Genomic DNA, 24,833 nt, shown 5'->3' with positions numbered 1-24,833 from the left:
GGATGGAGCAAGCAAGACAAATGCTACAACATCATTTTGGCTATGATTCATTTCGCAATGGACAAGAACCAATTATTGAACAAACATTACGAGGTCAATCAAGTCTTTGTGTGATGCCAACTGGCGGAGGTAAATCAATTTGCTATCAAATTCCGGCACTCATGCTAGATGGCCTTACAGTCGTCATATCTCCTTTAATTTCTCTTATGCAAGATCAGGTAGAAGCATTACGTGCTGCAAATATTCCGGCCGCGTATATAAATAGTACTTTAACCGTGCAAGAAGTGAACGAAACAATGCAGCTAGCGAGTGCAGGTTATTTAAAGCTCCTTTATATAGCACCTGAGCGATTAGAAAGTGCAACATTTTTACAGGTATTATCGAATTTATCAGTACCTTTACTTGCAGTGGATGAAGCACATTGTATTTCTCAGTGGGGGCATGATTTTAGACCAAGTTACCGAGCAATCCAAAAATTATTTACATTATGGCCGCAAAAGCCAACTGTCTTAGCACTTACAGCAACAGCTACACCGGCTGTATGTGACGATATTAGACAATTATTAGGGATTGATGAGCAATCAACTGTGATTACCGGCTTTTCACGTGAGAATTTATCTTTCTCAGTGTTAATTGGTGAAAACAAAGAGCGTTACATTAAAAATTATTTAGTAAAAAATAAAAATGAAGCGGGCATTATTTATGCAGCTACACGAAAGGCTGTAGACGCAATCTATGAGCTTTTAAGTCGCTCGGGCGAAGCTGTGGCAAAATACCATGCGGGCCTGTCAGAGGACATGCGTATGTCAGAGCAGGAGCGCTTTTTAAAAGACGAGGCACGCATTATGGTAGCGACCAATGCATTTGGAATGGGTATTGATAAGAGTAATGTACGCTTTGTTATTCATTATCAAATGCCGCGCAATATGGAGAGCTATTATCAGGAAGCGGGACGTGCAGGACGTGATGGCTTGCCAAGTGCCTGTATTTTACTTTATGCATCAGGTGATGTTCAAACACAGCGCTTTTTAATTGAACAGACGCAGGATGAAACACGCATTGCACAGGAATTAGCGAAGCTACAAACGATGGTTGATTATTGTCATACAGAAGGCTGCTTACAAAATGCCATCTTAACGTATTTTGCCGAGGAAGCAGGGGCACCTTGTAGTCGTTGTAGTAATTGTAATGATGGGCGAGAAGTCAAAGATGTGACGGTAGATGCACAAAAGGTATTAGCTTGTGTTGTAAGGATGGGGCAAAAATTCGGTAAGACGATGGTGGCCCAAGTGTTAATTGGCTCCAAAAATCAAAAGGTCACTGAATTTGGCTTTGCAAGGCTGTCTACTTATGGCATTTTAAAAGGACAATATTCCTCAAAGGATGTCTCAACCTTTATTGAATTTTTAATTGCTGAGGGTGTACTTGCCGTTAAACATGGCACGTTTCCAACTATTTATGTATCAGAGGAAGGCAAAGAAGTTCTACTCGGGAATCGACAGGTCATGCGAAAAGAAGCTGTTACTGTTCGTAAGCTTGTTGACAATGATCCGTTATTTGAACATTTACGATTATTACGTAAAGAGATTGCGGATGAAGAACAAGTACCACCATTTGTTGTGTTCTCTGATAAAACATTGCGTGATTTATGTGATAAAAAGCCGACAGAACTAGAAGACTTACGTCATGTAAGTGGGATTGGTGAAGTTAAATTCGAAAAATACGGTAAGCGTTTCTTCGATGCTCTTCACTCTTTTTTGAAAACAACATGATATAGGAAGAAAGGGAAGTGTTTAATTCAAAAGAATTATGCACCTCCTTTTTATTTTACAAAGTATGACAATGGCTAGTTTTCCCAAAGCTCGATCAGTCGACCATCAGGATCCTTAATCCAAATAAACTTTCCAAATTCATTGATTTCTTGTTCCTTTTCAAGAGGTACTCCAATATGATCAAGATGGTTAATAGTCTCGTTTAAATCATGTACTTGGAAATTTAACATCACTTGTTGTTCTTTTGGGAAATAACTGTCATTTTCACTGAAGAATGAAAAGATAGTCTCATTTCCTAATTGGGGTTTAATCACAGTCCCATTCCAATCTTCAATGTCCGTCTTCAACACTTCACCGTACCATTTTTTTATAACATCAATATTCTTCGTTCTCCAAAATATTCCTCCTACACCTTTTATCATCGTTCTAACTCCTGTCTGCCTTCAAATTTTTAGTTTTTCAATTTATTGCTCAGTTCCTTCTTCAACTATACTGCTTTGAGTACAACTTTTCCCAAAATAAACTTGAAAAAATCACCTCAAAAATAACTAAAGAGGTGATTAAACAAAAAAATAACCCGGAATATTTATTATTCCGGGTCTTGATTCTCACTTACTTATAGTGCTCCATGACACACTGCCTCGCTTCCGCATTCATCTTAAAATTCTTTAAGAACTGTGCTTTAGCTTCATTCAGCTTTGATGGTCCTTCTGAGTTACCGGTCAGCCCCACTCATCGGGTTAACCCTCCTTGTCATTGGATTTGAAGTGAAATCTTTAATAGTATAAACTGTTTATTATTTTCTATACATGTTACTTAAAAAAATGAAAAAATCCATTGAAAACGGCTATACATCGAGATTAATTGTGACTGGGCATAATTGTAGTTGTCGCTTTTTCGCTACTGATAAACAATGGGTTCAAGATCGACTTTGTGCTTAGGCCAGCAGATGTTTTCTGTGCGAAAGAGCAGCGGTAGCAACAGCAACATGAGGGCCGACACGATATTAGTCAAACATAACTAAAGAGGTGATTAAACAAAAAAATAACCCGGAATAATTATTATTCCGGGCTTGATTCTCACTTACTTATAGTGCTCCATGACACACTGCCTCGCTTCCGCATTCATCTTAAAATTCTTTAAGACAACTGTGCTTTAGCTTCATTCAGCTTTGATGGTCCTTCTGAGTTACCGGTCAGCCCCACTCATCGGGTTAACCCTCCTTGTCATTGGATTTGAAGTGAAATCTTAAATAGTATTGGCTATTTATTATTTTTTATACACGTTATAGAAAGATCAGAAAACGCTTTTAATCAAACGTTTTTACAGGCATTAATGTAAAACAAGTCGAATCCTTCGCGTACGAGAATTCGACTTGTTTAGGTTGAAATCTTCATCTTATTATGAAAAGAAAAAAAGCGGTTATATTTTGAGTCAGGGAAGTGAATCGTCTATCGAAATAAATGATTTTATTTGGCTATTTCCCCCAATTTTTATTGATGAACTGATCTCGACCAGAATGTGCTCGATCATTCTGATAATGCTCCGACTCTTTTTTATAATAGTCCTGATGATAATCTTCTGCAGGGTAGAAGGGCTTGGCATCGCGAATTGTGGTTACAATAGGTTTATCAAAGCGACCACTTTTTGCTAGTTTTTCCTTGGATGCTTCAGCAATGTGTTTTTGCTCTTCTGAATATGTAAAGATTGCCGTTGTGTATGATTCACCACGGTCATGGAATTGACCATAAGCATCCGTTGGGTCGATTTGCATCCAGTAAATATCAAGGAGCTGCTCATAACTAAAAATGTTAGGGTCGAATTCAATTTCGACTACTTCTAAATGGCCAGAAGTACCTTTTTTGACATCCTCATAAGTAGGGTTGTTTAAATGGCCACCCATGTAGCCCGAAGTGACCTTATGTATACCGTCCCACTCAACAAATGGCTTTACCATACACCAAAAACAACCGCCAGCAAACGTAGCTTTCTCGATCATGTACATCATCCTTTCTTTCGTGAAAATATTATAGCATTATTTTGTTCATAACTGGCAAATAGGGTGTAAAATAATCTATAAATAGTTGTTGTTAGCATTCATAATATAATATAAAATGAACCTTTCTTTATATGGAATCGTTACATTAACTATAAAAAATAGAGGAGTTAACAGTTATGGAAGAGCAAGATTATTCAAGACGCTCGCAACGTCCAAAAAAACGTCGCTTGCGTAAAGGGAGAGCATTGTTCACATTGCTATTACTTTGTGTCATTGTTATTGTAGGTTATTCCGTTATGCAATACCGCAGTGGACTAGAATTGGCAACGGATACAAAGGTAGCCCAAGAGGATTTTAAAGGTGATGCAGTAAAAGGCGATGTTGAAAATTATTTATTATTAGGAATCGATACTCGTGGTGAAGAAAAATCACGTACAGATACAATGATGGTACTATCTTGGAATAAGAAAACAAATGATGTGAAGCTCGTGTCATTAATGCGAGATATTTATGCAGATATACCAGGTTATAAATCCTATAAGCTTAATACGGCTTACTATTTAGGCGGTGTCCAATTATTAAAGGATACGATCGGTAATATGTTTGGCCTGCCCATTAATCATTATGCAATTATCGATTTTAAAAATTTTGAATCTCTTGTAGATATTATAGCGCCAAATGGAGTTGAAATGAATGTAGACAAGGATATGTCCGAAAAAATTGGGGTTTCATTAAAACAAGGTGTGCATAACTTAAACGGTAAAGAATTACTTGGTTTTGCCCGATTCCGACACGATGAAAAAGGAGATTTTGGTCGGGTAGAACGTCAGCAAAAGGTTATCGAAGCGTTAAAGAATGAAGTTTTATCACCTCAAAATATTTTGAACTTACCAAAATTCGTTGGTGCAGCACAAGGTTATGTAACAACGGACTATTCATCTTCAGGAGAGATTCAGCAAGTGCTTAAAATGGTGTCGAAAGGTAAAGTCAAAATAGAAAAAGCAACTGTTCCAATTGAAGGTAGTTATAGTTTCAAAAGCTTTAGTGGTGTCGGTGATTCAATTGTTATTAATGTAGAGAAAAATAAAGAATTTTTACGTAACTTTTTAGGCATTTCCCTAGAGTGATTTTTCGCAAAATCCAACATTATCCTGTACTATATGGATATAGGATTTGTATTGGGGTGAGTAGATGGAGAAAGAAAGACCAAAAGAGCGTTCGAATTTCTTTTCAACGAAGTTTATTCGTTTTTTAGGTGGTAAAAACTTATTTTTTACACTGATTATTTTATTATTGCTAGCATGCGTTATTTTTATGTTCCAAAAAGTTTCCTTTATATTTACCCCGCTAAAAGTTTTATTTGAGGTAGTTATTCTACCAGGGGTACTTGCCATTATTGGGTATTATTTATTACGCCCAATAGTAGGGCTATTCGAAAGATGGCGTATCCCAAGAGTTTGGGGTATCTTTCTTCTATATATCATTCTGATTGGGATAATTACGTTATTAGTAGTACTTGTCTATCCGTTTTTACGAGACCAGTTTACTAATTTAGCGCAGGAATTCCCAGGATATTTTATGGCGTTTACACAAAATATTGCTGATTATCTGAATAATGCTCGTATTAACGAGTTCCTAGATAAAATTAATTTAAACTATGACGCAATGGTGAAAAATTTTACTACGGATATGGTGGAGACGGTAAAAGATACGGCTGCGAATTTAGCGCAAGGCGTGGCTTCTGGTATTACTGGCTTCGTTTCAGCCTTAACAGGAATTGTTCTATCATTAGTAACGGTGCCATTTATTTTATTTTACTTACTTAAAGATGGCGAAAAACTACCAAGCTTTATTTTAAAAATGTGCCCGCCACGTATGCGTAAAGAAGTACACGAAATTTTCCATGACATGGACAAGCAAATAAGTTCCTATATTCAAGGGCAAATTTTAGTGTCAATGTGCATAGGTGCCATGGTGACAATTGGCTTTTTAATTATCGGTATGAAATATGCTTTATTGCTAGGGTTCCTTGCTATGATTACGAGCGTTGTTCCATACTTAGGTCCAGTTATCGCCATTACACCAGCGGTCATTATCGCTCTTGTAACATCACCATTCATGCTTATTAAGCTAGCCATAGTGTGGACGGTCGTACAGTTGATTGAAGGGAAATTCATTTCTCCACAAATTATGGGTAAATCACTTAGTATCCATCCAATAACTATTATTTTCGTGTTATTAACGGCTGGTTCTTTGTTTGGTGTACCAGGTGTTATTTTAGGTATTCCAGGCTATGCTATTATTAAAGTGCTTGTGACACATTTATTCAAGCTATTTAAACATCGTTACAATCGTTACGAGGATGAGATACATCAAAAATATGATGTGTAAAAAGAGATAGCTACTGCGAACAAGCAGTAGCTGTTTTTTTATATGGTTATATTAAAAGTTGGGTCTATTGTTATTAGCTTTAGCAATTACATCAATGTAATACCAATATAATCATAAGTGGGCTTATACAAACGGAAGGCTAGCTCTGTCCTTACGAAAATTAGGATGGGATGCAGCCCCTGCCGTTCATAAATGTTTTATAGCGTTCTGAGAATGTTGCACGTAGGTAAGAAAGAATAAAACGAACAACGAAATTACAGAAAATACTAGAACGAAGGGTATAAGCTCACCACATATATGTCGATAAGGCAAGCGGAGAAGATTTTGATCGCCCGTATTGAGTCGAAAAAATAATACTGGACTATTCGTTCCGGAAATATTATAGTATTCTTATTGAAAGGAGGAATTTACCATCGGACGTTCAAAAGAGTTTGACAAGGAGCGCGTACTCCATAAGGCAATGTTAGTATTTTGGGAAAAAGGGTACGATGCAACAAGTATACCGGATTTGTTAAAAGCTATGGAATTAAGCAGATCAAGTTTGTACGAAACTTTTACGGACAAACAGACACTTTATATTGAGGCAATACACCAATACAAAAAATTCAATCAAAATAAACGCAACCTCTTGGTAAATGCGCCGTCTGCGAAAGTCGGAATACGGCAGTATTTTGATCTGCATATTACTTCTGCATTTGATGATGATTTGCCCAAAGGATGCTTGATTACAAAAGCAAGCATTGGCTTGGATTCACCGGATGAACAACTAAGCAAATTGATACGAGACAGTTTTGAGGAATTAGAACAGGCTTTCTATGAACTATTAAGTAAAGGACAGCAGACGGGAGAAATCGACCCTGAGAAAGATATTAAGGCTTTATCACATTTATTGCTTAATCTAAATCATAGTATCAAAGTAGTATCCAAGGTGAAAAACAACAAAAAAATTATTTATGACATGATGAATACTGTAATTGAGATGCTATAAATAATTTTTTTTTTGCGATTACTGGAATGATCATTCCGAAAATGCGACCAAAAAAAACTGAGGGAGAGTTTTCTATGCGTTCAATCACAAAACCAAAAGTAGAGAAACCAGTTTCATCGTGGATTATACTCATTCTTGCCATAGCTTGTGGCGTGATTGTTGCTAATCTTTATTATGCGCAGCCTTTAGTAGGACCCATCAGTTCTACACTCGGATTATCTTCCGGGGCAGCAGGCCTTATCGTCACGCTGACTCAAATTGGTTACGGAATCGGATTGTTATTTATCGTTCCTCTGGGAGATATCCTTGAAAACCGAAAACTTGTTGTTACGTTATTGCTTTTCACTGCAGTCGTGTTGGCGATTGCTGCTGTAGTTAAAAGCGCTACGCTATTTCTTGCAACTTCACTGTTTATCGGGTTAGGCTCAGTCGCTGCTCAAGTACTAGTACCGTATGCAGCTCATCTTTCGCCCGAAGCCACACGCGGCCGTAATGTGGGTAATGTTATGAGTGGCTTGTTACTTGGTATCATGCTAGCTCGTCCAATATCAAGTGTAATGACGGAGTTTATGGGCTGGCGGGCTATATTCGTCTTTTCTGCAGCAATAATTTTTGTTCTGGCACTTCTATTAGTAAAGTTACTTCCTACAAGGCAGCCGATGACAACAACACAATATCCAACACTGCTGAAATCGATGTTGCATTTACTTAAAACGACACCAGTCCTGCAACGTAGAGCATTCTATCACTTTTGTGTGTTCGGAACTTTTAGTTTGTTCTGGACAACTGTTCCTATGTTATTGACAAGTCCAATTTTTAATTTTTCCCAAAAAGAAGTTGCGCTGTTCGCATTGGTTGGGGTGTCTGGGGCGGTAGCTGCACCTGTGGCAGGGCGTCTTGCTGATAAAGATTGGGTTAGACCAGCTACTGGAGTAGCTTTAGCTTTAGTTATCATTTCTGTAATGCTACCCTTTATGATCCAAAGCGGCTCGACGTTTGCTTTAGTAACTTTGGTAGTTTCGGCCATTCTTTTAGATATGGGGGTTTCTGCTAATCTGGTTCTTGGTCAACGCGCTATTTTCTCATTGGGAGCCGAGTTTCGAAGCCGACTTAATGGTTTATATATGGCCATTTTTTTTGGTGGCGGCGCTATAGGTTCTGCGACAGGAGCATGGGCATACGCCATGGTTGGCTGGAAAGCAGCAATATTGATTGGAATAGCTTTACCGACCATTGCGATGATTTATTATGCGACGGAGAAAAAGTAATTGAACTACGTGTGTTGATAGATGAAAAATGATGCTACACAATAAAAATGGGTCGTAGATGAAAAAAGGACTCCTTTATGATAACGGGTTCTGTTTTCGAGTCCAAAACTTAAAAAATCACGATAAAAGGGATATCAAATCGAAATGATTTGGATATCCTTTTTTTATTGATATAAAGCGACTTTTTAACAATTTTCATACGAATTGGTATATCAAATCGCATTAATAAAGTTACATTATAGAAAGTTCTTTAACGATGCGAATACATAATCTTTATTTTGCTCGAATTAGTTAACGTATTAATTTAAACAACTACGGTGCAGTTTATTTGAAGAAGCATTTTAAACACGTTAATTCTCGCCTTCAAAGACATTTATCAATCAAAAATGTATAATATAGTTAATTAAACTTTTTGACGAACCTCCCCGTATGTTCAGGTGGCACAGGCAAAAGGTAATTTTACAGGTATTGAAGAAAAGATAAAGAAGTCGTTATACAATAAGCTGGGTACTTCACGAAATATCAAACCAAGTTGCACAAAAAGTACTGCGAATTGTCTTCTTTGAAAGACATGGTGGAAATTTGATTGTAGCGACACAAAAGTGACTGGAGACTATGTGTTAGTGAAAATATCAGTCAATTTTAACGAATAAGAGCGTTGTATAAATGAAACTTACATTTAAAGGAGGATTTTATGGGATATATACAAGATTTGCGTAAAGTAGTTGGAACTCGACCATTAATTATGTGTGGTGCTTGTGTATTGGTCATTAATAATCGTCAACAGGTTTTAATGCAGCTTCGGAAAGATAATGGGTGTTGGGGGTTAATTGGGGGATCAATGGAGTTAGGTGAAACATTAGAGCAAGTTGCCCATCGAGAATTATTTGAGGAAACAGGACTAACTGCTAAAAGTCTACAATTAATCAACACGTATTCCGGACAAGATTTTTTTTATCAATATCCGCATGGTGATGAAGTTTATATCGTTGTTACAGCATTCGAATGTAAAGAATATAGTGGTCTCCTAGTTCATGATCAAAATGAGGCAACAATGCTACAATTTTACTCTTTAGATGATTTACCCAAAAATATTAGTCCTCCTGATAGACCGATACTTGAGGATTATATCGGTAACTATAGAAAAAGCCCTTCCAACCATTAAAGTTAGAAGGGTTTTCATATTGTTTATATGTTTATTTCTGTGATGTAATTTGCACTTGTGCTAAACGATCAACAGCTTCCTGCAACAATTCTTTCGGTTGTACTAAAGCTAAACGTAAGTAACCTTGTCCAGCCGAACCAAATACTGTACCAGGGACTGTCACGATACCAGCTTGTTCAATTATTTTAAATGCAAGCTCTGTGCAGTCAATATCGTACGGATATTTTGCCCAGACAAACATGCCACCGTCAGAAGGGGCTGCATCCCATCCTAATTCACGCAAGCCGTCCATTAATGTTTTATGGCGTTCTGAGAATATTGCACGTAGGCTTGCTGTAATTTCCTCTGCGTTATCAAGCGCTACGACCGCAGCATCTTGAATTGGTTCGAAAATACCGAAATCTAAATTTGATTTTAATTGTTTTAAAATCGAAATCATCTCGGCGTTACCCGCGATATAAGCGATACGTGTACCAGCAAGGCTAAAGCTTTTCGATAATGAGTTAATTTCCATCCCGACTTCTTTTGCTTCAGGAGTTGATAGGAAGCTAATCGGGCCATCACCTGTAAAGTAGAACTCAGAGTATGCCGCATCATGTAGAACGATGATGTTATATTTTTTAGCAAATGCAATGACTTTTTCAAAATAGGCTAATGAAGGCATTGCAGGTACTGGGTTACCTGGTAAGTTTAGAATTAGTAGCTTAGCTTTTTGCGCAATATCTTCAGGAACAGCATCTAAGTCTGGTAAATAATCGTTGTCAGCTGTTTGAGGCATATAGTAAGGTGTTGCCCCTGCTAGATGAATTCCTGCATCATAGGCAACGTAAGCTGGGTTTGTGGATAATACGATATCTCCTGGATCACAAAAGGCGATTGGTAAATGTACTAATCCTTCTTGAGAGCCAATCGTTTGAATGATTTCAGATGCGGGATCTAAATCTACATTGCTACGACGTTTATAATAACGACTAACTGCATCATAAAAACGTTGTGTGCCTGTTAAAGTATAGCCATAGGATTCTGCTAAACCCGCTCTATACGATAAATGCTCGCGAATTTTAGCGTCTGGGGGAAGGTCAGGGCTACCTAAGCTTAAATCTATTATTTTCATGCCTTTAGCTTCCTGTTGTTTAGCATGATTTTTTAAATCTCCGAAAATTGCTGGTTTAAATAATGACATTTTTTTAGATGGTACGATTTTCAAACTAGTACACTCCTTATAGTTGTATAACAGAATAGTAGTTCACATTTTATCATACTAAAGCACATAAAGGGAAAGTTATTCTGAAAAAAGAATATATTTCTAAATTAAAGAAGATGTGTGCCTATGCTAGCGGAAATGATTTAACTTATGTTGGGAATAATAATTTTAACGAAAAAAATGTTATGTTTCTGCTATCATGAAATGGAAAGGAGCTGTATAACATGAATGTATATTCTTTAAGTGGGCCAAGTGGAACAGGGAAAAGTACAAGCGCACTTGTTTTCGCCCATAAAATTGGGGTAGATGCTCTTATTGATGATGGTCTTCTTATTGTCAATGGTGTGAAAGTAGCGGGTATCTCCGCAAAATTTGAGAAAAATACGATAACAGCCGTTCGTCGAGCTATTTTTACAGATGATACACATTGCGAGGAAGTAAAAAACGCACTCGATACATATAAGGTACAGACAATTTTACTGATCGGTACGTCCGATAAAATGACAAAAACGATAGCTCGACAGCTAGAGCTTGGTCCTATCGATAAATTTTACTATGTTGAGGATGTGCGTTCCCAAAAAGAAATTGCAAAAGCGCGCTTTATTCGACAGACGCAGGGGATGCATGTAATGCCTATACCGTATCGACAAGTCGAGCAAAACTTTTTTAAACGACTCGTTCAAAGAGGGATCGAGATTTTCTCGTCAAAGCGTGAAAAAATAGGGGAGACGACAATTGTTCGCCCTGATTTTCAACAAGAGTATATCGATATTAGTAAGCATGTTTATGTGCAACTACTAACGTATTGCTGTGCAAAGCAAGATAATGTACAGAAAGTCGAGCACGTACATTTCGTATTAGGCGATCTAGCGCAAGCAACGATTACATTGCAGTTAAAGCTACCTATTAATTATTCCTTACCAGATCGATTGCATACTTTACAAAAAACGATACAGGAGGAATTTTATAAGCATTTTGGTTATGAATTAGATGCCATTCATCTTCACATTAAGTCGGTAGCGTTAAAGCGAAAAGACTAAAAACAGGTACCTCCAATCGCTAATGGGGCGAGCAGAGTACCTGTTTTTTATTTTGATTGACGTGTAAATTGTGGCTGACGTTTTTCTACAAAGGCACTGCAGCCTTCCGCAAAATCCTTTCCGACAAACGGTGTTGAACCTTGCCATAATGTGGGTACACTGTCCACGCATTCTTGAACAGATTGCTTCACAGCCAGTAAAGATTCAGGTGACATTCCTGCAACAAGTTTACCCATGCGAATCATGTATTTATTTAAGTCTTTTTCAGTTACTAAATAGTTAAGCATGCCAATCTTAAAGGCTTCTTCAGCTTTAAACATACGACCAGTAAATACTAAATCTTTCGTCGTAGAAGGGCCAACTAGTTGAACTAAACGTTGTGCAAATTTGTTATTTAAAGTGATCCCTAATTTACCGACAGGGATGCCGAGCTTTGCCTTTTCAGAGCCGATGCGAATATCACAAGCTAGCGCAAGCTCTAAACCAGCCCCCATTGCGGGACCATTAATGACGCCAATCGTTGGAATCGGTAAACGCTCAATTGTGGATATCGTTTTTTCCATATGTACAAATGCTTCTTCGGCTTTTTCAAGGGATATGGCGTTGAATTCTTTAATATCAGAACCTGCCGTAAAATTTTCACCAGAGCCGCGTAAAATCAATACTTTATTTTTCGGATTATCTAATACTTGTAAGGCAATTTTTGCTAATTGATCCCACATATTTGCTGTTAGTGCGTTTTTAGCCTGTGGGCGATGGATCGTAATTATTGCTAGCCCAGCTGTTTCTTGATAAATAATTTTTGCGTCTTCTGCTTCAAGTCGAGTTGTTTTTACTTGCATACTTAAAAAACCCCCTACATGTATAGTTGATACTCTTATTATATAACACAAACAGCAATAAACACTAAATTATACGAATTTTCATGTAAATTAGCCCGGTTATACAAGAATAGGGTCATTTTAAAGAAATTGTCCTACAACAATGTGCGGAAAATTACTATTGTAAGAAAACAAAAGATGTGGGACACTGCTATAGGATCATTTGTTTCCTCATTTTGAAAGAAGCATTTGAACACGGGAAGCAGAATAGTGTATAAATACTACAGATTATCCGACATTAAAATTTAAATAAATAAATTATAACTGACGCCCCAAAAATATAGTAAACTTGAATAAAACACGCACAGTTATTAAGGAGGTCGCAAGATGGTCACACTAGTCGAGGCATGGAATAGCTATTTTTTACTTTTAAACTCTTTGAAGAAAAGTGCTGCTACGAAAAAACAATACAATATAGATGGACAGCAATTTTTAGCGTTTGCTCATGAGAACAACTACTTGTATGTAGATCATTATTTAAAAGAATTGTTATATATATATAGTAATTACTTGAAAGAGACCTACGCAAATGGCAACACGTTTAATCATAAAATTGCTACATTACGAGGCTTTATAGACTTTGTCTTTTTAAGAGAGTGGGTGGCGCCTTTTGATTATGAGGGCATTTTACAGCCAAAAAAGAGACAGAAAGAGGTTTTGACATTACTGACAAAGAAACAATTGATGCAAATTGCGAATGTCTGGCCAACTTATTTTCAATACGCTAAAACAAAGGAGCATGCTTGGCTAGCAAGACGTAATGGCTGCATTGTCCAACTACTGATGGAAACAGGATGTAAGCCTGCAGAACTTGTACGTATGAAATGGTCTCATATTGATTTTGAATCTTCGGTAGTTTTCATTGCTAATCAAAACGGGCGTAGAGAAATACAGCTTTCTCCAATTTTAATGGGGATGTTGGTGCACTATAAAGAGGCAACAGAGGAATTACATGAAGAAAAGCTTGGAGAATGGGTTTGGGTAAGCGAGGCGAGTCAATCAAAAGCCATCTCAACAAAAACAATTGAGCGAATTTTCCAAACGATATCAAAGGATATCGTTACAAATGTGAGAGCCACGGATTTGCGCTACACTGTCATGCAAAAGGCATTTAAAAGTGAAAATACAGTCGAAAGTATTCAAGAAAAGATGGGCTATGTACGAAAATGGGTGCTTACTGAAAGACAGGGACGGTTTGAATAAAGATGGATATTTTGCATGAAGTAAATAAATTCTGTAACACCAATACTTTAAATGAAAATAATTCTGTATTTATCATGGAAAGAATATTAGTGGTCATACTTTTTTGTATTGAATTTCAGTTTGGGATAGTATAAAATTTACAAAAATGCATATAAAAAGCTATGAAAAGAAGAGTAAACATATGTACTATCAACAGAGACCTCTGGTAGCTGAAAAAGAGGGATAGGAAATGTGTTGAAACAAGTCTTTGAGCTGTGTATAGGATTTGTTTGTTGGAACAATGATGATGCAACGTGTTCTCACGTTATAGAGATAGAGTATCGCAGGTGATTTATTTACAAAGCCGTACTCGATAAGGTTTCTGCAGCAATGTAGAAGTAAACTGGGGTGGCACCGCGATATGACTCGCCCCCAAGATAAATATCTTGGGGGTGAGTTTTTTATTTTGTTTTAAAAAAAATAAAATAGGAGTGGTGATTATGTCCAGATGGAAATATCCTTTAATACTATTAGGAGGAATAGGCATTTCAAATGTGGGTGCATGGGTTTACCTAATTGCACTGAATTTAATAATATTGAACGAAACAGGTTCCCCACTTGCAATTGCTTTATTATATATACTAAGTCCAATTGCAACTATATGTTCTAATGCTTGGTCAGGTAGTTTAATTGATCGGGTAAATACACGGCGACTTATGATGGGATTAGACGTTTTCCGAGCAATATGTATTGCGTTAATTCCATTTTTACCTTCACTTATTTATGTTTATGTACTAGCGTTTATCATAAATATGGGAAGTGCTATTTTTCAACCTACATCTATGGTTTATATGACTAAACTTATACCAGAACAAGATCGGCAACGCTTTAATGCACTACGTAGTTTTATCAACTCTTGTGGTTCGCTAATAGGTCCTGCTATTGCTGGGATATTATTTTGGATGGGTACCCCTTATACTGCCATTCATGTAAATGCAGTGGCATTATTTATTTCAGCACTTATTATAATGATGTTACCTAATGTTGATTCAAGACTCAAAGAGATAGGGGGGCAAAGATTTACTTGGGATATGATAAAAAGTGATGTTCGAATTGTTTTTAATTTCAGTAAGGACAATATTTATGTCACAAAAATATATTTATTATTTTGTTGCACTACTATATTCATGACTGCAATAGATTCTCTCGAGGCAGCATTTGCTAAAGGCGTACTTTCAATATCAGACACCAATTATGGGTTTTTATTAAGTGTCTTTGGAGCTGGAATAATAATAGGATCAATTATTAATTCCGTATTTTCAAAACAACTTGCAGTTAATCTTTTAATAGGTATTGGTACCATCTTTACCTCAATAGGTTATATAGTACTTTACAGTTCGAGTGGCTTTATTAGTGCAGTGCCTGGTGTATTTTTAATCGGTTTTGCTGTAACGTTTGCAAATACAGGGTATTTGACTTTCTATCAAAATCATGTCCCTGTGACGATGATGGGAAGATTCGGAAGCATCTTTAGTGTCATTGAGGCAGGTTTTATTGTTGCTTTCACGGTTTTAATAGGTTTAACTGCTGAGTTAACTTCAATCCGTCCTGTGGGGTTAATAGGTTCATTTTCCTTCTTCTTATTAGGGTTAGTGGCATTAAAAACTGTATCAGGTGCAAAACGGCAGGAATATTTTATAAAAGATGCTTCTTCTTTAAACAGTAATTAAAAAAGGGCAGAAGTGCTGAATAAAGGTATTAGGAAACTTATTAATTAAAATCGTATAAAGGGGTCGAATAAATGAAATACATTGAATCCGAAAAGGTCACTGAAGTAGAAAAAGAACATATTTTTCAAGAATTATTAAAATACAATCTTGATAACATTGAAGATAAGGTAGTAAAAGATATTGGTCTTTTTGTAGAAGATGAAGAAGGAAATAGAGTTGCGGGGTTGATTGGTGATACACATGGAAATTGGTTAGAAGTGGAGTATTTATGGGTAAGTGAAAAACTTCGTGGACAGCATATTGGTACGGAATTGATGCGTAAAGCTGAGAAGATTGCTATTAATAGAGGATGCAAATATGCCTTCCTCAATACTTTTAGTTTTCAAGCACCTGATTTTTACGTGAAGCTAGGCTATGAAGAAGAATTTGTACTCAATGATTATCCGCTAATGGGTAAGCGATACTATTACACAAAAAAACTTTAAGATTCAATTGTTAATAAGAACGCTGAATATGGTTAGTTTATTAAAGGCGATCGAGGAAGATACGGAGAAATTTAAGTAGAGGACTATTCTCGACTATGCAACAATCAAATCAATATGTATCATACAATCTAAGGACTTGTGAGTAAAATAACACACAAGTCCTTTTGTTATACTTCCTCAATCGCTCCTACAGCGCCTCCTACAAGACATATTTTTTATAATTCTATTTTCTAGTTGTCGCCGCGTTTCTCTAAATTTTTAGCAGTTTTACTTTGCTCAACATCCTTTTGTTTTTTAAAGGTACCCATGAGAAAATCATAGGCTGGGTTCGTAACACCATACCAGTAATTTTCATTTTTGAAATGATGCCATAAATGAACTTTTTTCATCCAACGTCCCCATGGAGATATTGGTCGAAGGGGGCGGTGAGCGATATAATGCTTCCACTCATAAAATAATAAAAAGAGCATGATGCCTGCTATAAATGCGTTTGTCATTACAAAGCTAGATGAAAAAATATAAAAAATGGCTGCTGCAATTACAATGTTTGGCACACTATACCATAAAGGTAAAAATAATAAATGTAATTCATTCGGCTTTGAATGGTGGTCGTAATGTAAGCGTTTAAGCATTTTTAACAAAAATGTACTTTTTGGTGGTTTCAGATGAAAAAGAAACCTGTGTGTAACATACTCAGCTAAGGAATACATAATCATTCCCAGAATAAAAGCACCCAAAATTCCGATAGAGGTTAAATGTAGAAGCATAAATCCAAAACTAATAAGGAATAGACAGGTCATGATTAATATATCAGGGTAGCAAAAATATTCTTTAAAATATTTCAATTTCATTTATCACGCCTCCAGTATTCTTTATTTTTATCTATCTTTCCAGAGTACTAAGCTTTTCGCCATGGTTGTCGTAGACAGCCTTTCCGCTTCCATTGGATCTCCCTTTAATGCAGCGTTTAATAAGTCGCGGTAATAGTTGAAGGACAACACACGATGTTCTTTTACAGAAAAATATCTTTTTGCCATATCCATATAAATGGAATCGAAGCTATTTAAAATGAGTAGAAAGATTGGATTGACGGCAAGGCCAGCACACCTCTTTTGCAAATCCCAATCAAATGCTGCATAGCTTTCAGCACTATCTTCAAGCTGCTCTAGATTGGCAAGGAGAGCAACTACTTTAGGCTGATTAAACTTGACAGCATCACGAATATAAGTCGGAGCCAAAGAACTTCTTAATTCTAATAAGTACATGATAAATTCATCTGTTATGGTATGATGATTCTCAATAATATTAACAAGTGTCGTTAGATTCCCATTGCGCCAATAATCATTAACAACCGCAGGCATTCCTTTTCTCCCTGTTATCCACCCACCCCTTCCTAAACGTTGAAGAGCCTCCCGAATAGTTGGTCGACCAACACCAAATTTTTTGGCAAGCTCTCTTTCCGGCGGTAAAGTACTTCCTACAAAATAAACACCAGCCAATATAGATCTAATTAATTCAGTTTCAATTTTATCTGAGGAGCGTTCCTTTTCTTTCAAATCCTCGTCCCCTTTGCTTAGTGGTAATACAAATTAAATACAGTGGTAATACCAAAAATTATATATCTAGTCTGAATTTTCTGTCAATAGCAAGTGCAAATTTTATAAAAAGGATTATCAAACAAGCAAGTAAAATACTTAGTAGATAATTATTTGCATCAAATAATTAATAGCAGGAGGGAAAGAGCATTAAATCAGCCTCCGCTAAGACAAATGAATTTTCAATCCATAGCTTTGGTGGCCATAGTGGTTTTAAAGAGAAGAAGTATCCTTTAGTGGAAAGCACCTAGTAGTTTAATAAATATGGTTAAATTTAGTCAATCAACACACCATGTTCGAAAGAAAGAATCGTCAGGATCTTCTTATAACTGACCAAAAATAATATTCTGAATTATAGAAATTTGAATGATTTTTATCAATAAAAGACCTGAAAAATTCCTATATATTCCTCGATGAAATGAAATTTTTTATGTTTACAATATGTTATTTTGACACATCTATTAGCAAATTTAATAGGAGTTCATTCTATTATTAATATAAAAAACCTTCGAGTGCATCATTATTCATTTTTTATAATAATTATTAATGTGTGCAAAACGTTACACTTAGTATTTTTTAGTTCAAAAGGGTAAATGAAATAATTTTCATAGCGATTAATTATAAAAAAATAAATTGACACTCAAATGTTTATGACTTAATATGAGTCTCAGCATAATAATATAGCTCTTATTAATAACCGTTGAGACGAGGGGTCGAAGATACGGTGGCCAAACAATTTAGTTCATCATGAATTGAATCCAGTGGGCCGAACCTGAGCACAAAATTAAACTTTTGTGAACAATAAGAGGAACAGCAGCTGATAGTATTCGAAGCTTTCCTTAAAATTGGGTGAGCTTTTTTTTATGCCCTAAAAATCTATAATTGTTAGGAGCAGTTAAAATTGTCAGAAAAAGTATTATTCACATCGGAGTCTGTATCGGAAGGACATCCAGATAAAATTGCAGATCAAATCTCAGATGCAGTATTAGACGCAGCATTATCGCAAGATCCGCTATCACGTGTGGCATGTGAAGTATTCACAACTACAAACACAGTAATTGTTGGTGGAGAGATCACTACAAAAGCAGAACTAGATATCGAAAAAATTGCCCGTAATACCCTAATCGGCATTGGTTACACAGATGATAAGTTCGGCATTGATGGTCATAACTGCAATGTACAAGTTTTAGTACATACGCAATCTCCTGATATCGCAATGGGTGTTGATTCTTCAAGCGATACAAAAGAAGTTGGTGCTGGTGACCAAGGTATTATGTTCGGTTTTGCAACGAATGAAACTGAAAACTATATGCCTTTAGCAATTGAAATGGCACATATGCTTGTCAAACGTGCAACTGAGTTACGTAAAAATGGTCAATTCAAATGGGCTCGACCAGATATGAAATCACAAGTTACCATTGATTATTCGGATAGTATGCAACCTAAAATTGATACTGTTTTAATGTCAATCCAACATGATGATGATTTTGACCGAGTAGCATTCATTGATTACGTTACAGAAAATGTAATTAAAGCTGTTGCGAAGCAATTTGGTATGAATGAAGACTTCCGCATTTTAATTAATCCTACTGGTCGTTTCGTAGTAGGCGGACCACACGGAGATGCAGGTTTAACAGGACGTAAGATTATTGTTGATACTTATGGCGGCGCAGCTCGTCATGGTGGTGGCGCATTCTCTGGTAAAGACTGTACAAAAGTTGACCGTTCAGCGGCATACGCAGCGCGATACGTAGCAAAAAATATTGTTGCAGCAGGCTTGGCAGATAAATGTGAAATCCAATTATCATATGCAATTGGTGTAAGTGAACCAATTAGTATCGCTTTAGAAACATTTGGTACAGAAAAAGTAGCAAAAGAAGAAATTCTAACAGCGATTCGTCAATTATTCGACTTAACGCCAACTGGCATTATTAACATGCTAAATCTACGTAAACCACAATATCAACAAGTTGCAGCTTATGGTCACTTTGGACGTAGTGATGTCAACGTAACTTGGGAAAAAACAGACAAAGTTTCTCAATTAGAGCAACTCTTAACAGTTGCTATGGGCCAATAATGCAATGCGTGCAAAATCGAGTGGCTACAGCGGAATTTTTAGCCACTCAAGACCGCATGCCATTATTTGAAGCTTTAGTCAATTATACTAAACAAGATGTTACGCCGTTTGATGTACCTGGACATAAAATGGGGCTACATGAAAACCCATTAAAATGGACGCTTGGAGAAATGACATTAAGAATGGACGTAAACTCGATGAAGGAGCTTGATTTATTAAGTCATCCGGAATCGGTTATAAAAGAAGCTCAGCAATTAGCTGCACAAGCATTTAATGTAGACTACGCTTACTTTTTAGTAAATGGCACTACTGTAGGTATTCTCGCGATGATTTTAGCGACATGTAAACAAGGAGATACATTGATTGTACCTCGTAACTGCCATAAATCAGTTATGAACGGCATTATATTAAGCGGAGCAAAACCAGTATTTATTCAACCTGAAGTTGATCAACATTTTGGTATTGCACACGGAATTTCAGTTGAAAACGTAAAAGTGTCACTTGCAGAAAATCCACAAGCGAAAGCTTTACTTGTAACGTATCCAACATATTTTGGGTCGATGAATCAACTGCAAGAAATTTGTAAGCTTGCACATGAACAAAATGTAACCGTTATTGTTGATAGTGCACACGGAGCGCATTTAACATTTTTACCTGATGCAAACGATGCCATTAGTGCTGGTGCCGATGCAGTAACAGTCAGTATGCATAAAACCGGGGGTTCATTAACACAAAGTTCGCTTCTATTACTACAAGAAAAACGAATCGATTCGAAGCATTTGCAAAAAGTATTAAATATGCTGCAAACGACGAGTGCAAATTATTTATTAATGAGTTCTTTAGATGTAGCACGAAGAGAATTAGCGGTGTATGGACAACAACGTTATAGCCAATTAAAGTCAATTGTTGATGCGGCAATTGAGGAAATTGAAAATAATTCACGCTATGAAGTGCTAAAAGCTGAATATGTACAACAAAATTTCAATCAATCCTATGATTGGACGAAACTTGTTATTCGTGTGAACGATCTCGGTTTAACTGGTTTCGAAGTTTACACAATATTGAAACAACAATATGGCGTTCAAGTAGAACTTGCTGAAGGATATGTCATAATGGCAGTCATTAGTCATGTTGATACGAATGAAACAATCGGTAAATTAGTACATGCGTTAAAAGATATTGAACGTATTCACGCAAAAAAAGATGTGATTCAGTCAGCTTATGTGACAGCGAATCAAATTAATAAATTAGCAATGACACCGCAACAGGCGTGTAATGCTGAAACAGAAACAAAGTTAATTTATGATGCGGTAGGTCGAATTAGTGCAGATTCATTAATGATTTATCCACCGGGAATACCACTAATTATCCCTGGTGAAGTTATTTCAGAGGAAGTAGTAGAATTATATAACTTCTATTATCTTAATTTTGGGAATGTTCTGTTCGAAACGAAAGAAGAAAATTATATTACAGTCGTAAGGGAGACAAATAAATGAGCATTGAATTATCAACATTAGGAAGACACGTATTAATTGAATTTTATGGTTGCCCAAGTGAAATTATTGAGCAAAATACATTAATCGAGCAGTTTATGAATGAAGCTGCTGACTATTCTGGGGCAACAATTGTAGAATCTTGCTTCCATCATTTCAACCCATATGGGGTTTCGGGTGCAGTAATTATTGCTGAATCACATTTAACGATTCATACTTGGCCAGAATACGGATTTGCTTCTGTAGATGTTTACACTTGTGGTGACTCTGTAAGTCCTTGGAAGGCAGCAGAATATTTAGAACAAAAACTGCAAGCGAAAAAGACAGAATCATTTGAAGTACCACGTGGAATGGCAGATAAAATTCGCCAATTTGCAGAACAAGAAATTGATACAATTCTAGTGAAACAAGAAGTATTAGAGGACGTGATTTAATGAAATGGTATACAGAACAATGGAGCGATAACTGTAAATTTTCAATCGGATACAACGAAGAGATTCATAGTGAACAATCTCCGTTCCAAAAAATCGATTTTTATAAAAGTGAAGAGTTTGGTACTTTCTTCACGTTAGACGGTTTGATGATGGTTAATGAAAAAGATGAGTTCGTTTATCACGATATGATTACGCACCCAGCATTCGCTACTAACCCAGATATAAAAAAGGTATTAATTATTGGTGGTGGTGATGGTGGGACTGCTCGTGAAGTACTACGTTACGAATCAGTAGAAAAAGTAGTTATGGTTGAAATCGATGAATTAGTATTCCGTTTAAGCCAAAAATACCTTCCAATTACAGCTGCAGGTGTCGAAGAAGATCCTCGTATGGAATTGATTTTCGATGATGGTTTAGCTTACGTTCAAAACGCAGCTGATCAATCATTCGATTTAATATTAGTAGATTCTACTGATCCAATTTCTGTCGGTGAAGGTTTATTTACAACAGCTTTTTATAAAGAATGCTACCGTGTATTAAATGAAAAAGGAATTTTAATTAACCAACACGAATCACCATACTTCACGGAGTATGCAGAAAACATGCGTAAAGCACATAAAAAAATTAAAGGTATTTTCCCAATCGCAAGCGTATATCAATTCCATATGCCAACGTATCCATCAGGACACTGGCTATTCGGATTTGCTTCAAAAGCATTACATCCAATTAAAGATATTCAAGTAGATGCTTGGGACAAATTTGCTCTAAAAACGAAATATTACAACACAGATTTACACGTTGGTGCATTCGCACTTCCTACATTTGTGAAAGAAGCACTTGATCGCGATGAGTAAACCTTTAAACGTAAAAGCTTACTCTTACGTCAGAGGATTATAGAGACTTTGGGGAGCTTGTTGTGAAGTTGCGGCTTTGTTAGATTTATATTTCCAGTGCCGTATCACAAGTAATAGTAAACCAGAAGTTTAAACTTATTGTATAAAAAAGTGAATAAACAAAAAAAGTCGCCTTATGGGCGACTTTTTTTGTAGGTCTTAAGGTGGAAGATAATTAGTATTTAATAGAAATATTGACAATTATTTTTCGGACAACTAAGCTTAATTAAAAGTAGAGCTGGAGAGGGGATTGCCAGTGGAATTCATTAAATTAAATTGTCCGAATTGTAATGGAAAAATTGAATATAGAGAGGGACAATCATTCAAATGTCCTTTTTGTGAAACTGAAATAATGTTGAAAGAGAATAAAGTTTATTATGTTGATCAGACGATTAATAATTATTATGGTACAACTTCTGCGCATAAAGATACACGTCCAAAAACGAATTTAAAAGCGCTTTTAATAATACCGATTGTTATCCTTTGTACATTTCTTGGCTATGTTCTTTTGAGTGGCAATCAAACAGAATTTGGTAACCATAAGGAAATACCTATTCGGAAAATGCCAGAAAGCGAAGTTCTTTTATTCTTTTTAAAAGATATTTTTGATAAAGGTGAAGCAATGCCGTCTAAAGAAGAAATCGCAAGTATCCGTTATTTGAAGGCATACTATTCTGAAGATCAATGGCATTTTGATTACAGTCTTGACGATCCGTTTACAAATAAGCAAGCCAAAATTTCTACCTATATTATTATAGATAAGTTATTAAATACACAAAAAATTGAACAAAAAGATTTTGAAGCCTTTACAGGATTGACGGTATTGAATCTGATGGGCGATTATGAAATATCACAAAGTGAAAGTGTAAGCTTCCGACATCTGGAAGGTTTAAAAAGCTATACAGGTCGCTTTAATGAATCATTTAGTAAAATTGCTGACTATTTTAGTGATAAGTCTAATGTTGTAGAGCTCTCTATTCAAATTCGAAGTAATGATGAACTTGCTTTATTATTAGAATTTCCTAACCTTCAATCACTTGAAATTTCGTATCATACCGAGGAGGTTACAGATTTCCCACTTATGAATAAACTGCCTTTAAAATTTGCCAACGATTTGAAGTGGTTGTCTCCGTTAAGTGATTTAGAGTCGTTAGCAATAGATTATAGTGAAGCAACAGATTTTAGCTCGTTCTATTCACTGAATCAATTACAAAATTTGAAACTTACAGCGGTAAAAAACTTAAAAACGCTTGATTTTATACAAAACATGCCTAGTTTGCAAACACTTGATCTTGAAAATATGGATATTACGAATGTAGAACGCCTTAGAAATAAGTCATCATTGAAAAAGCTTCGCTTAGCTTCTCTTTATAAATTAGAATTGCTTGATATTATGAACAGCCTGACTTCACTGACCGATTTATCGATAACTGGTTATAGTGGCCAAATAGCACCGATTGTAGCACCAAATTTAAAAAAAGCAGTATTAACAAGTACTTTCCTACCTAAGTTAGAGGCACCTACTTTAAAAGATTTAACTGTTGATATAAGTGGGGCACAGTCGTATTTGAATGGAGCAGAATTACTGAAATACCCACAGCTAGAACAACTTACAGCGATGGAGTCAGGCGATTTTACAGGCATTCGTTCTTTAAATCGTCTACCAAATCTGCAAACTATAAATTTAAATGAAACAACTTTTTATGAAGAGACGAGTGAATTATTCAATTTACAACATGTAAAAACGTTAAATTGTAATGAGTGTAAGTTCCAATTTAATAGTCAAAATTCGTTTAACAACAACAAACTGGAACATTTAACTTTGAATAATGTATCCTTCCGAATAGATAATGGTGATTGGGTACATGAAGTTGATCAGGTAATGCCTTACTTTGTTGGCCTTACAGCTTTGCATTCATTCACTATACAAGATAGTTCACTACAATCATTAAGTTTTATGGAAAAGTGGCAACAAATTGAGGAGCTTCATTTGGAAAATAACGCTATTTCGAATGTAGAGCCTTTAGTGAATTTGCCCAATTTGAAAAAGCTATATATTTTAGGAAATCAGGTACAAAATAAAGCAGTTCTAGACAATGGAATTATAATTTATTGAGGTAATGTGACTATCTATATATCCTCAAAATATGAATAAATTTAATCTCAGCAAAGTGTTTAGTGTACGGCTAAAATATAGGGCAATATAACAGTGTTTTTCCAGAAAGAAAAATCCGAT

Annotated in this window: 21 protein-coding genes and 1 other annotated feature; of the genes, 15 read left to right on the top strand and 6 right to left on the bottom strand. The window is 36.0% G+C overall.

The features are described from left to right. Positions 1-2 precede the first annotated feature (2 nt). Complete coding sequence (gene recQ, locus ACIQZA_RS05310) at positions 3-1,772, top strand: DNA helicase RecQ (RefSeq protein WP_402880412.1); 1,770 nt, start codon at positions 3-5, stop codon at positions 1,770-1,772. A gap of 74 nt (positions 1,773-1,846) precedes the next feature. Here recQ and ACIQZA_RS05305 read toward each other — a convergent pair whose 3' ends face one another. Together ACIQZA_RS05305 and msrA are read right to left on the bottom strand one after the other, a co-directional pair. Further along, positions 1,847-2,194, bottom strand: coding sequence for a VOC family protein (locus tag ACIQZA_RS05305; RefSeq protein WP_402880414.1), 348 nt, complete (start codon positions 2,192-2,194; stop codon positions 1,847-1,849). A gap of 1,055 nt (positions 2,195-3,249) precedes the next feature. Further along, entirely contained in the window at positions 3,250-3,771 is a 522-nt protein-coding gene (gene msrA / locus ACIQZA_RS05300; RefSeq protein WP_402880416.1) for a peptide-methionine (S)-S-oxide reductase MsrA, read from the bottom strand. 176 nt (positions 3,772-3,947) lie between these two features. On the opposite strand from msrA, the gene ACIQZA_RS05295 reads away from it, so the two are divergent. The 5 genes from ACIQZA_RS05295 to ACIQZA_RS05275 all read left to right on the top strand — a co-directional run bounded on the left by ACIQZA_RS05295 (position 3,948) and on the right by ACIQZA_RS05275 (position 9,583). Beyond that, on the top strand, positions 3,948-4,898 hold the full coding sequence (locus tag ACIQZA_RS05295) for an LCP family protein (protein ID WP_142508077.1): 951 nt from the start codon (positions 3,948-3,950) through the stop codon (positions 4,896-4,898). Positions 4,899-4,962: 64 nt separating this feature from the next. Beyond that, positions 4,963-6,162, top strand: coding sequence for an AI-2E family transporter (locus ACIQZA_RS05290; protein WP_142508078.1), 1,200 nt, complete (start codon positions 4,963-4,965; stop codon positions 6,160-6,162). 460 nt (positions 6,163-6,622) lie between these two features. After that, on the top strand, positions 6,623-7,150 hold the full coding sequence (locus ACIQZA_RS05285) for a TetR/AcrR family transcriptional regulator (protein ID WP_400938060.1): 528 nt from the start codon (positions 6,623-6,625) through the stop codon (positions 7,148-7,150). Positions 7,151-7,224: 74 nt separating this feature from the next. Continuing rightward, positions 7,225-8,418: an MFS transporter gene (locus ACIQZA_RS05280; RefSeq protein WP_402880419.1), complete on the top strand. Its 1,194-nt coding sequence runs from the start codon at positions 7,225-7,227 to the stop codon at positions 8,416-8,418. A 694-nt stretch (positions 8,419-9,112) separates the two neighbouring features. Further along, positions 9,113-9,583 (top strand): NUDIX hydrolase, encoded by a 471-nt coding sequence (locus ACIQZA_RS05275; protein WP_400938066.1) that lies wholly within the window; start codon positions 9,113-9,115, stop codon positions 9,581-9,583. Positions 9,584-9,614: 31 nt separating this feature from the next. Here the strand turns inward: ACIQZA_RS05275 and ACIQZA_RS05270 are convergent, their stop codons facing one another. Then, positions 9,615-10,790 carry an aminotransferase class I/II-fold pyridoxal phosphate-dependent enzyme gene (locus ACIQZA_RS05270; protein ID WP_400938068.1) on the bottom strand — a complete coding sequence of 392 codons (1,176 nt, stop codon included), beginning with the start codon at positions 10,788-10,790 and terminating at the stop codon, positions 9,615-9,617. Positions 10,791-11,011: 221 nt separating this feature from the next. Here ACIQZA_RS05270 and ACIQZA_RS05265 point away from each other — a divergent pair, with 221 nt between their 5' ends. Beyond that, on the top strand, positions 11,012-11,827 hold the full coding sequence (locus ACIQZA_RS05265; RefSeq protein ID WP_400938071.1) for a hypothetical protein: 816 nt from the start codon (positions 11,012-11,014) through the stop codon (positions 11,825-11,827). A gap of 47 nt (positions 11,828-11,874) precedes the next feature. Here the strand turns inward: ACIQZA_RS05265 and ACIQZA_RS05260 are convergent, their stop codons facing one another. Then, a complete protein-coding gene (locus tag ACIQZA_RS05260; RefSeq protein ID WP_402880421.1) occupies positions 11,875-12,669 on the bottom strand; it encodes an enoyl-CoA hydratase/isomerase family protein in 795 nt (264 codons plus the stop codon). 366 nt (positions 12,670-13,035) lie between these two features. Here ACIQZA_RS05260 and ACIQZA_RS05255 point away from each other — a divergent pair, with 366 nt between their 5' ends. From ACIQZA_RS05255 to ACIQZA_RS05245, 3 genes are all read left to right on the top strand, one after another. Then, on the top strand, positions 13,036-13,911 hold the full coding sequence (locus tag ACIQZA_RS05255) for a tyrosine-type recombinase/integrase (RefSeq protein ID WP_402880423.1): 876 nt from the start codon (positions 13,036-13,038) through the stop codon (positions 13,909-13,911). A 152-nt stretch (positions 13,912-14,063) separates the two neighbouring features. Further along, positions 14,064-14,327: a binding site (T-box leader), on the top strand. Positions 14,328-14,390: 63 nt separating this feature from the next. Then, entirely contained in the window at positions 14,391-15,620 is a 1,230-nt protein-coding gene (locus ACIQZA_RS05250; RefSeq protein ID WP_402880425.1) for an MFS transporter, read from the top strand. A gap of 71 nt (positions 15,621-15,691) precedes the next feature. After that, positions 15,692-16,105: a GNAT family N-acetyltransferase gene (locus tag ACIQZA_RS05245; RefSeq protein WP_400938078.1), complete on the top strand. Its 414-nt coding sequence runs from the start codon at positions 15,692-15,694 to the stop codon at positions 16,103-16,105. Between the two features lie 230 nt (positions 16,106-16,335). Here ACIQZA_RS05245 and ACIQZA_RS05240 read toward each other — a convergent pair whose 3' ends face one another. Then, on the bottom strand, positions 16,336-16,956 hold the full coding sequence (locus tag ACIQZA_RS05240; protein ID WP_402880427.1) for a sterol desaturase family protein: 621 nt from the start codon (positions 16,954-16,956) through the stop codon (positions 16,336-16,338). A 27-nt stretch (positions 16,957-16,983) separates the two neighbouring features. Continuing rightward, on the bottom strand, positions 16,984-17,661 hold the full coding sequence (locus tag ACIQZA_RS05235) for a GntR family transcriptional regulator (RefSeq protein ID WP_402880428.1): 678 nt from the start codon (positions 17,659-17,661) through the stop codon (positions 16,984-16,986). Positions 17,662-18,601: 940 nt separating this feature from the next. Between ACIQZA_RS05235 and metK the strand changes: the two genes are divergently transcribed. From metK to ACIQZA_RS05210, 5 genes are all read left to right on the top strand, one after another. Further along, positions 18,602-19,777 (top strand): methionine adenosyltransferase, encoded by a 1,176-nt coding sequence (metK, locus tag ACIQZA_RS05230; RefSeq protein ID WP_400938086.1) that lies wholly within the window; start codon positions 18,602-18,604, stop codon positions 19,775-19,777. Further along, positions 19,777-21,273 (top strand): aminotransferase class I/II-fold pyridoxal phosphate-dependent enzyme, encoded by a 1,497-nt coding sequence (locus tag ACIQZA_RS05225; protein WP_402880430.1) that lies wholly within the window; start codon positions 19,777-19,779, stop codon positions 21,271-21,273. The genes metK and ACIQZA_RS05225 overlap by 1 nt, the downstream gene beginning before the upstream one ends. Further along, positions 21,270-21,704 (top strand): adenosylmethionine decarboxylase, encoded by a 435-nt coding sequence (speD, locus tag ACIQZA_RS05220; RefSeq protein ID WP_132362370.1) that lies wholly within the window; start codon positions 21,270-21,272, stop codon positions 21,702-21,704. The genes ACIQZA_RS05225 and speD overlap by 4 nt, the downstream gene beginning before the upstream one ends. Then, the gene (gene speE, locus ACIQZA_RS05215) at positions 21,704-22,558 is read left to right on the top strand and encodes a polyamine aminopropyltransferase (protein WP_402880432.1); all 855 of its coding nucleotides are present in this window, start codon (positions 21,704-21,706) and stop codon (positions 22,556-22,558) included. The genes speD and speE overlap by 1 nt, the downstream gene beginning before the upstream one ends. A gap of 295 nt (positions 22,559-22,853) precedes the next feature. Further along, positions 22,854-24,713, top strand: a complete 1,860-nt coding sequence (locus ACIQZA_RS05210; protein WP_402880434.1) for a leucine-rich repeat domain-containing protein — start codon at positions 22,854-22,856, stop codon at positions 24,711-24,713. Positions 24,714-24,833: the final 120 nt, after the last annotated feature.

Origin of the sequence: Lysinibacillus sp. NPDC096382 (assembly GCF_044762845.1) — a bacterium.
Lineage (GTDB): Bacteria > Bacillota > Bacilli > Bacillales_A > Planococcaceae > Lysinibacillus.
Note: the sequence above shows the minus strand (reverse complement) of the source record. Positions and strands in the feature narration are given on the sequence as shown.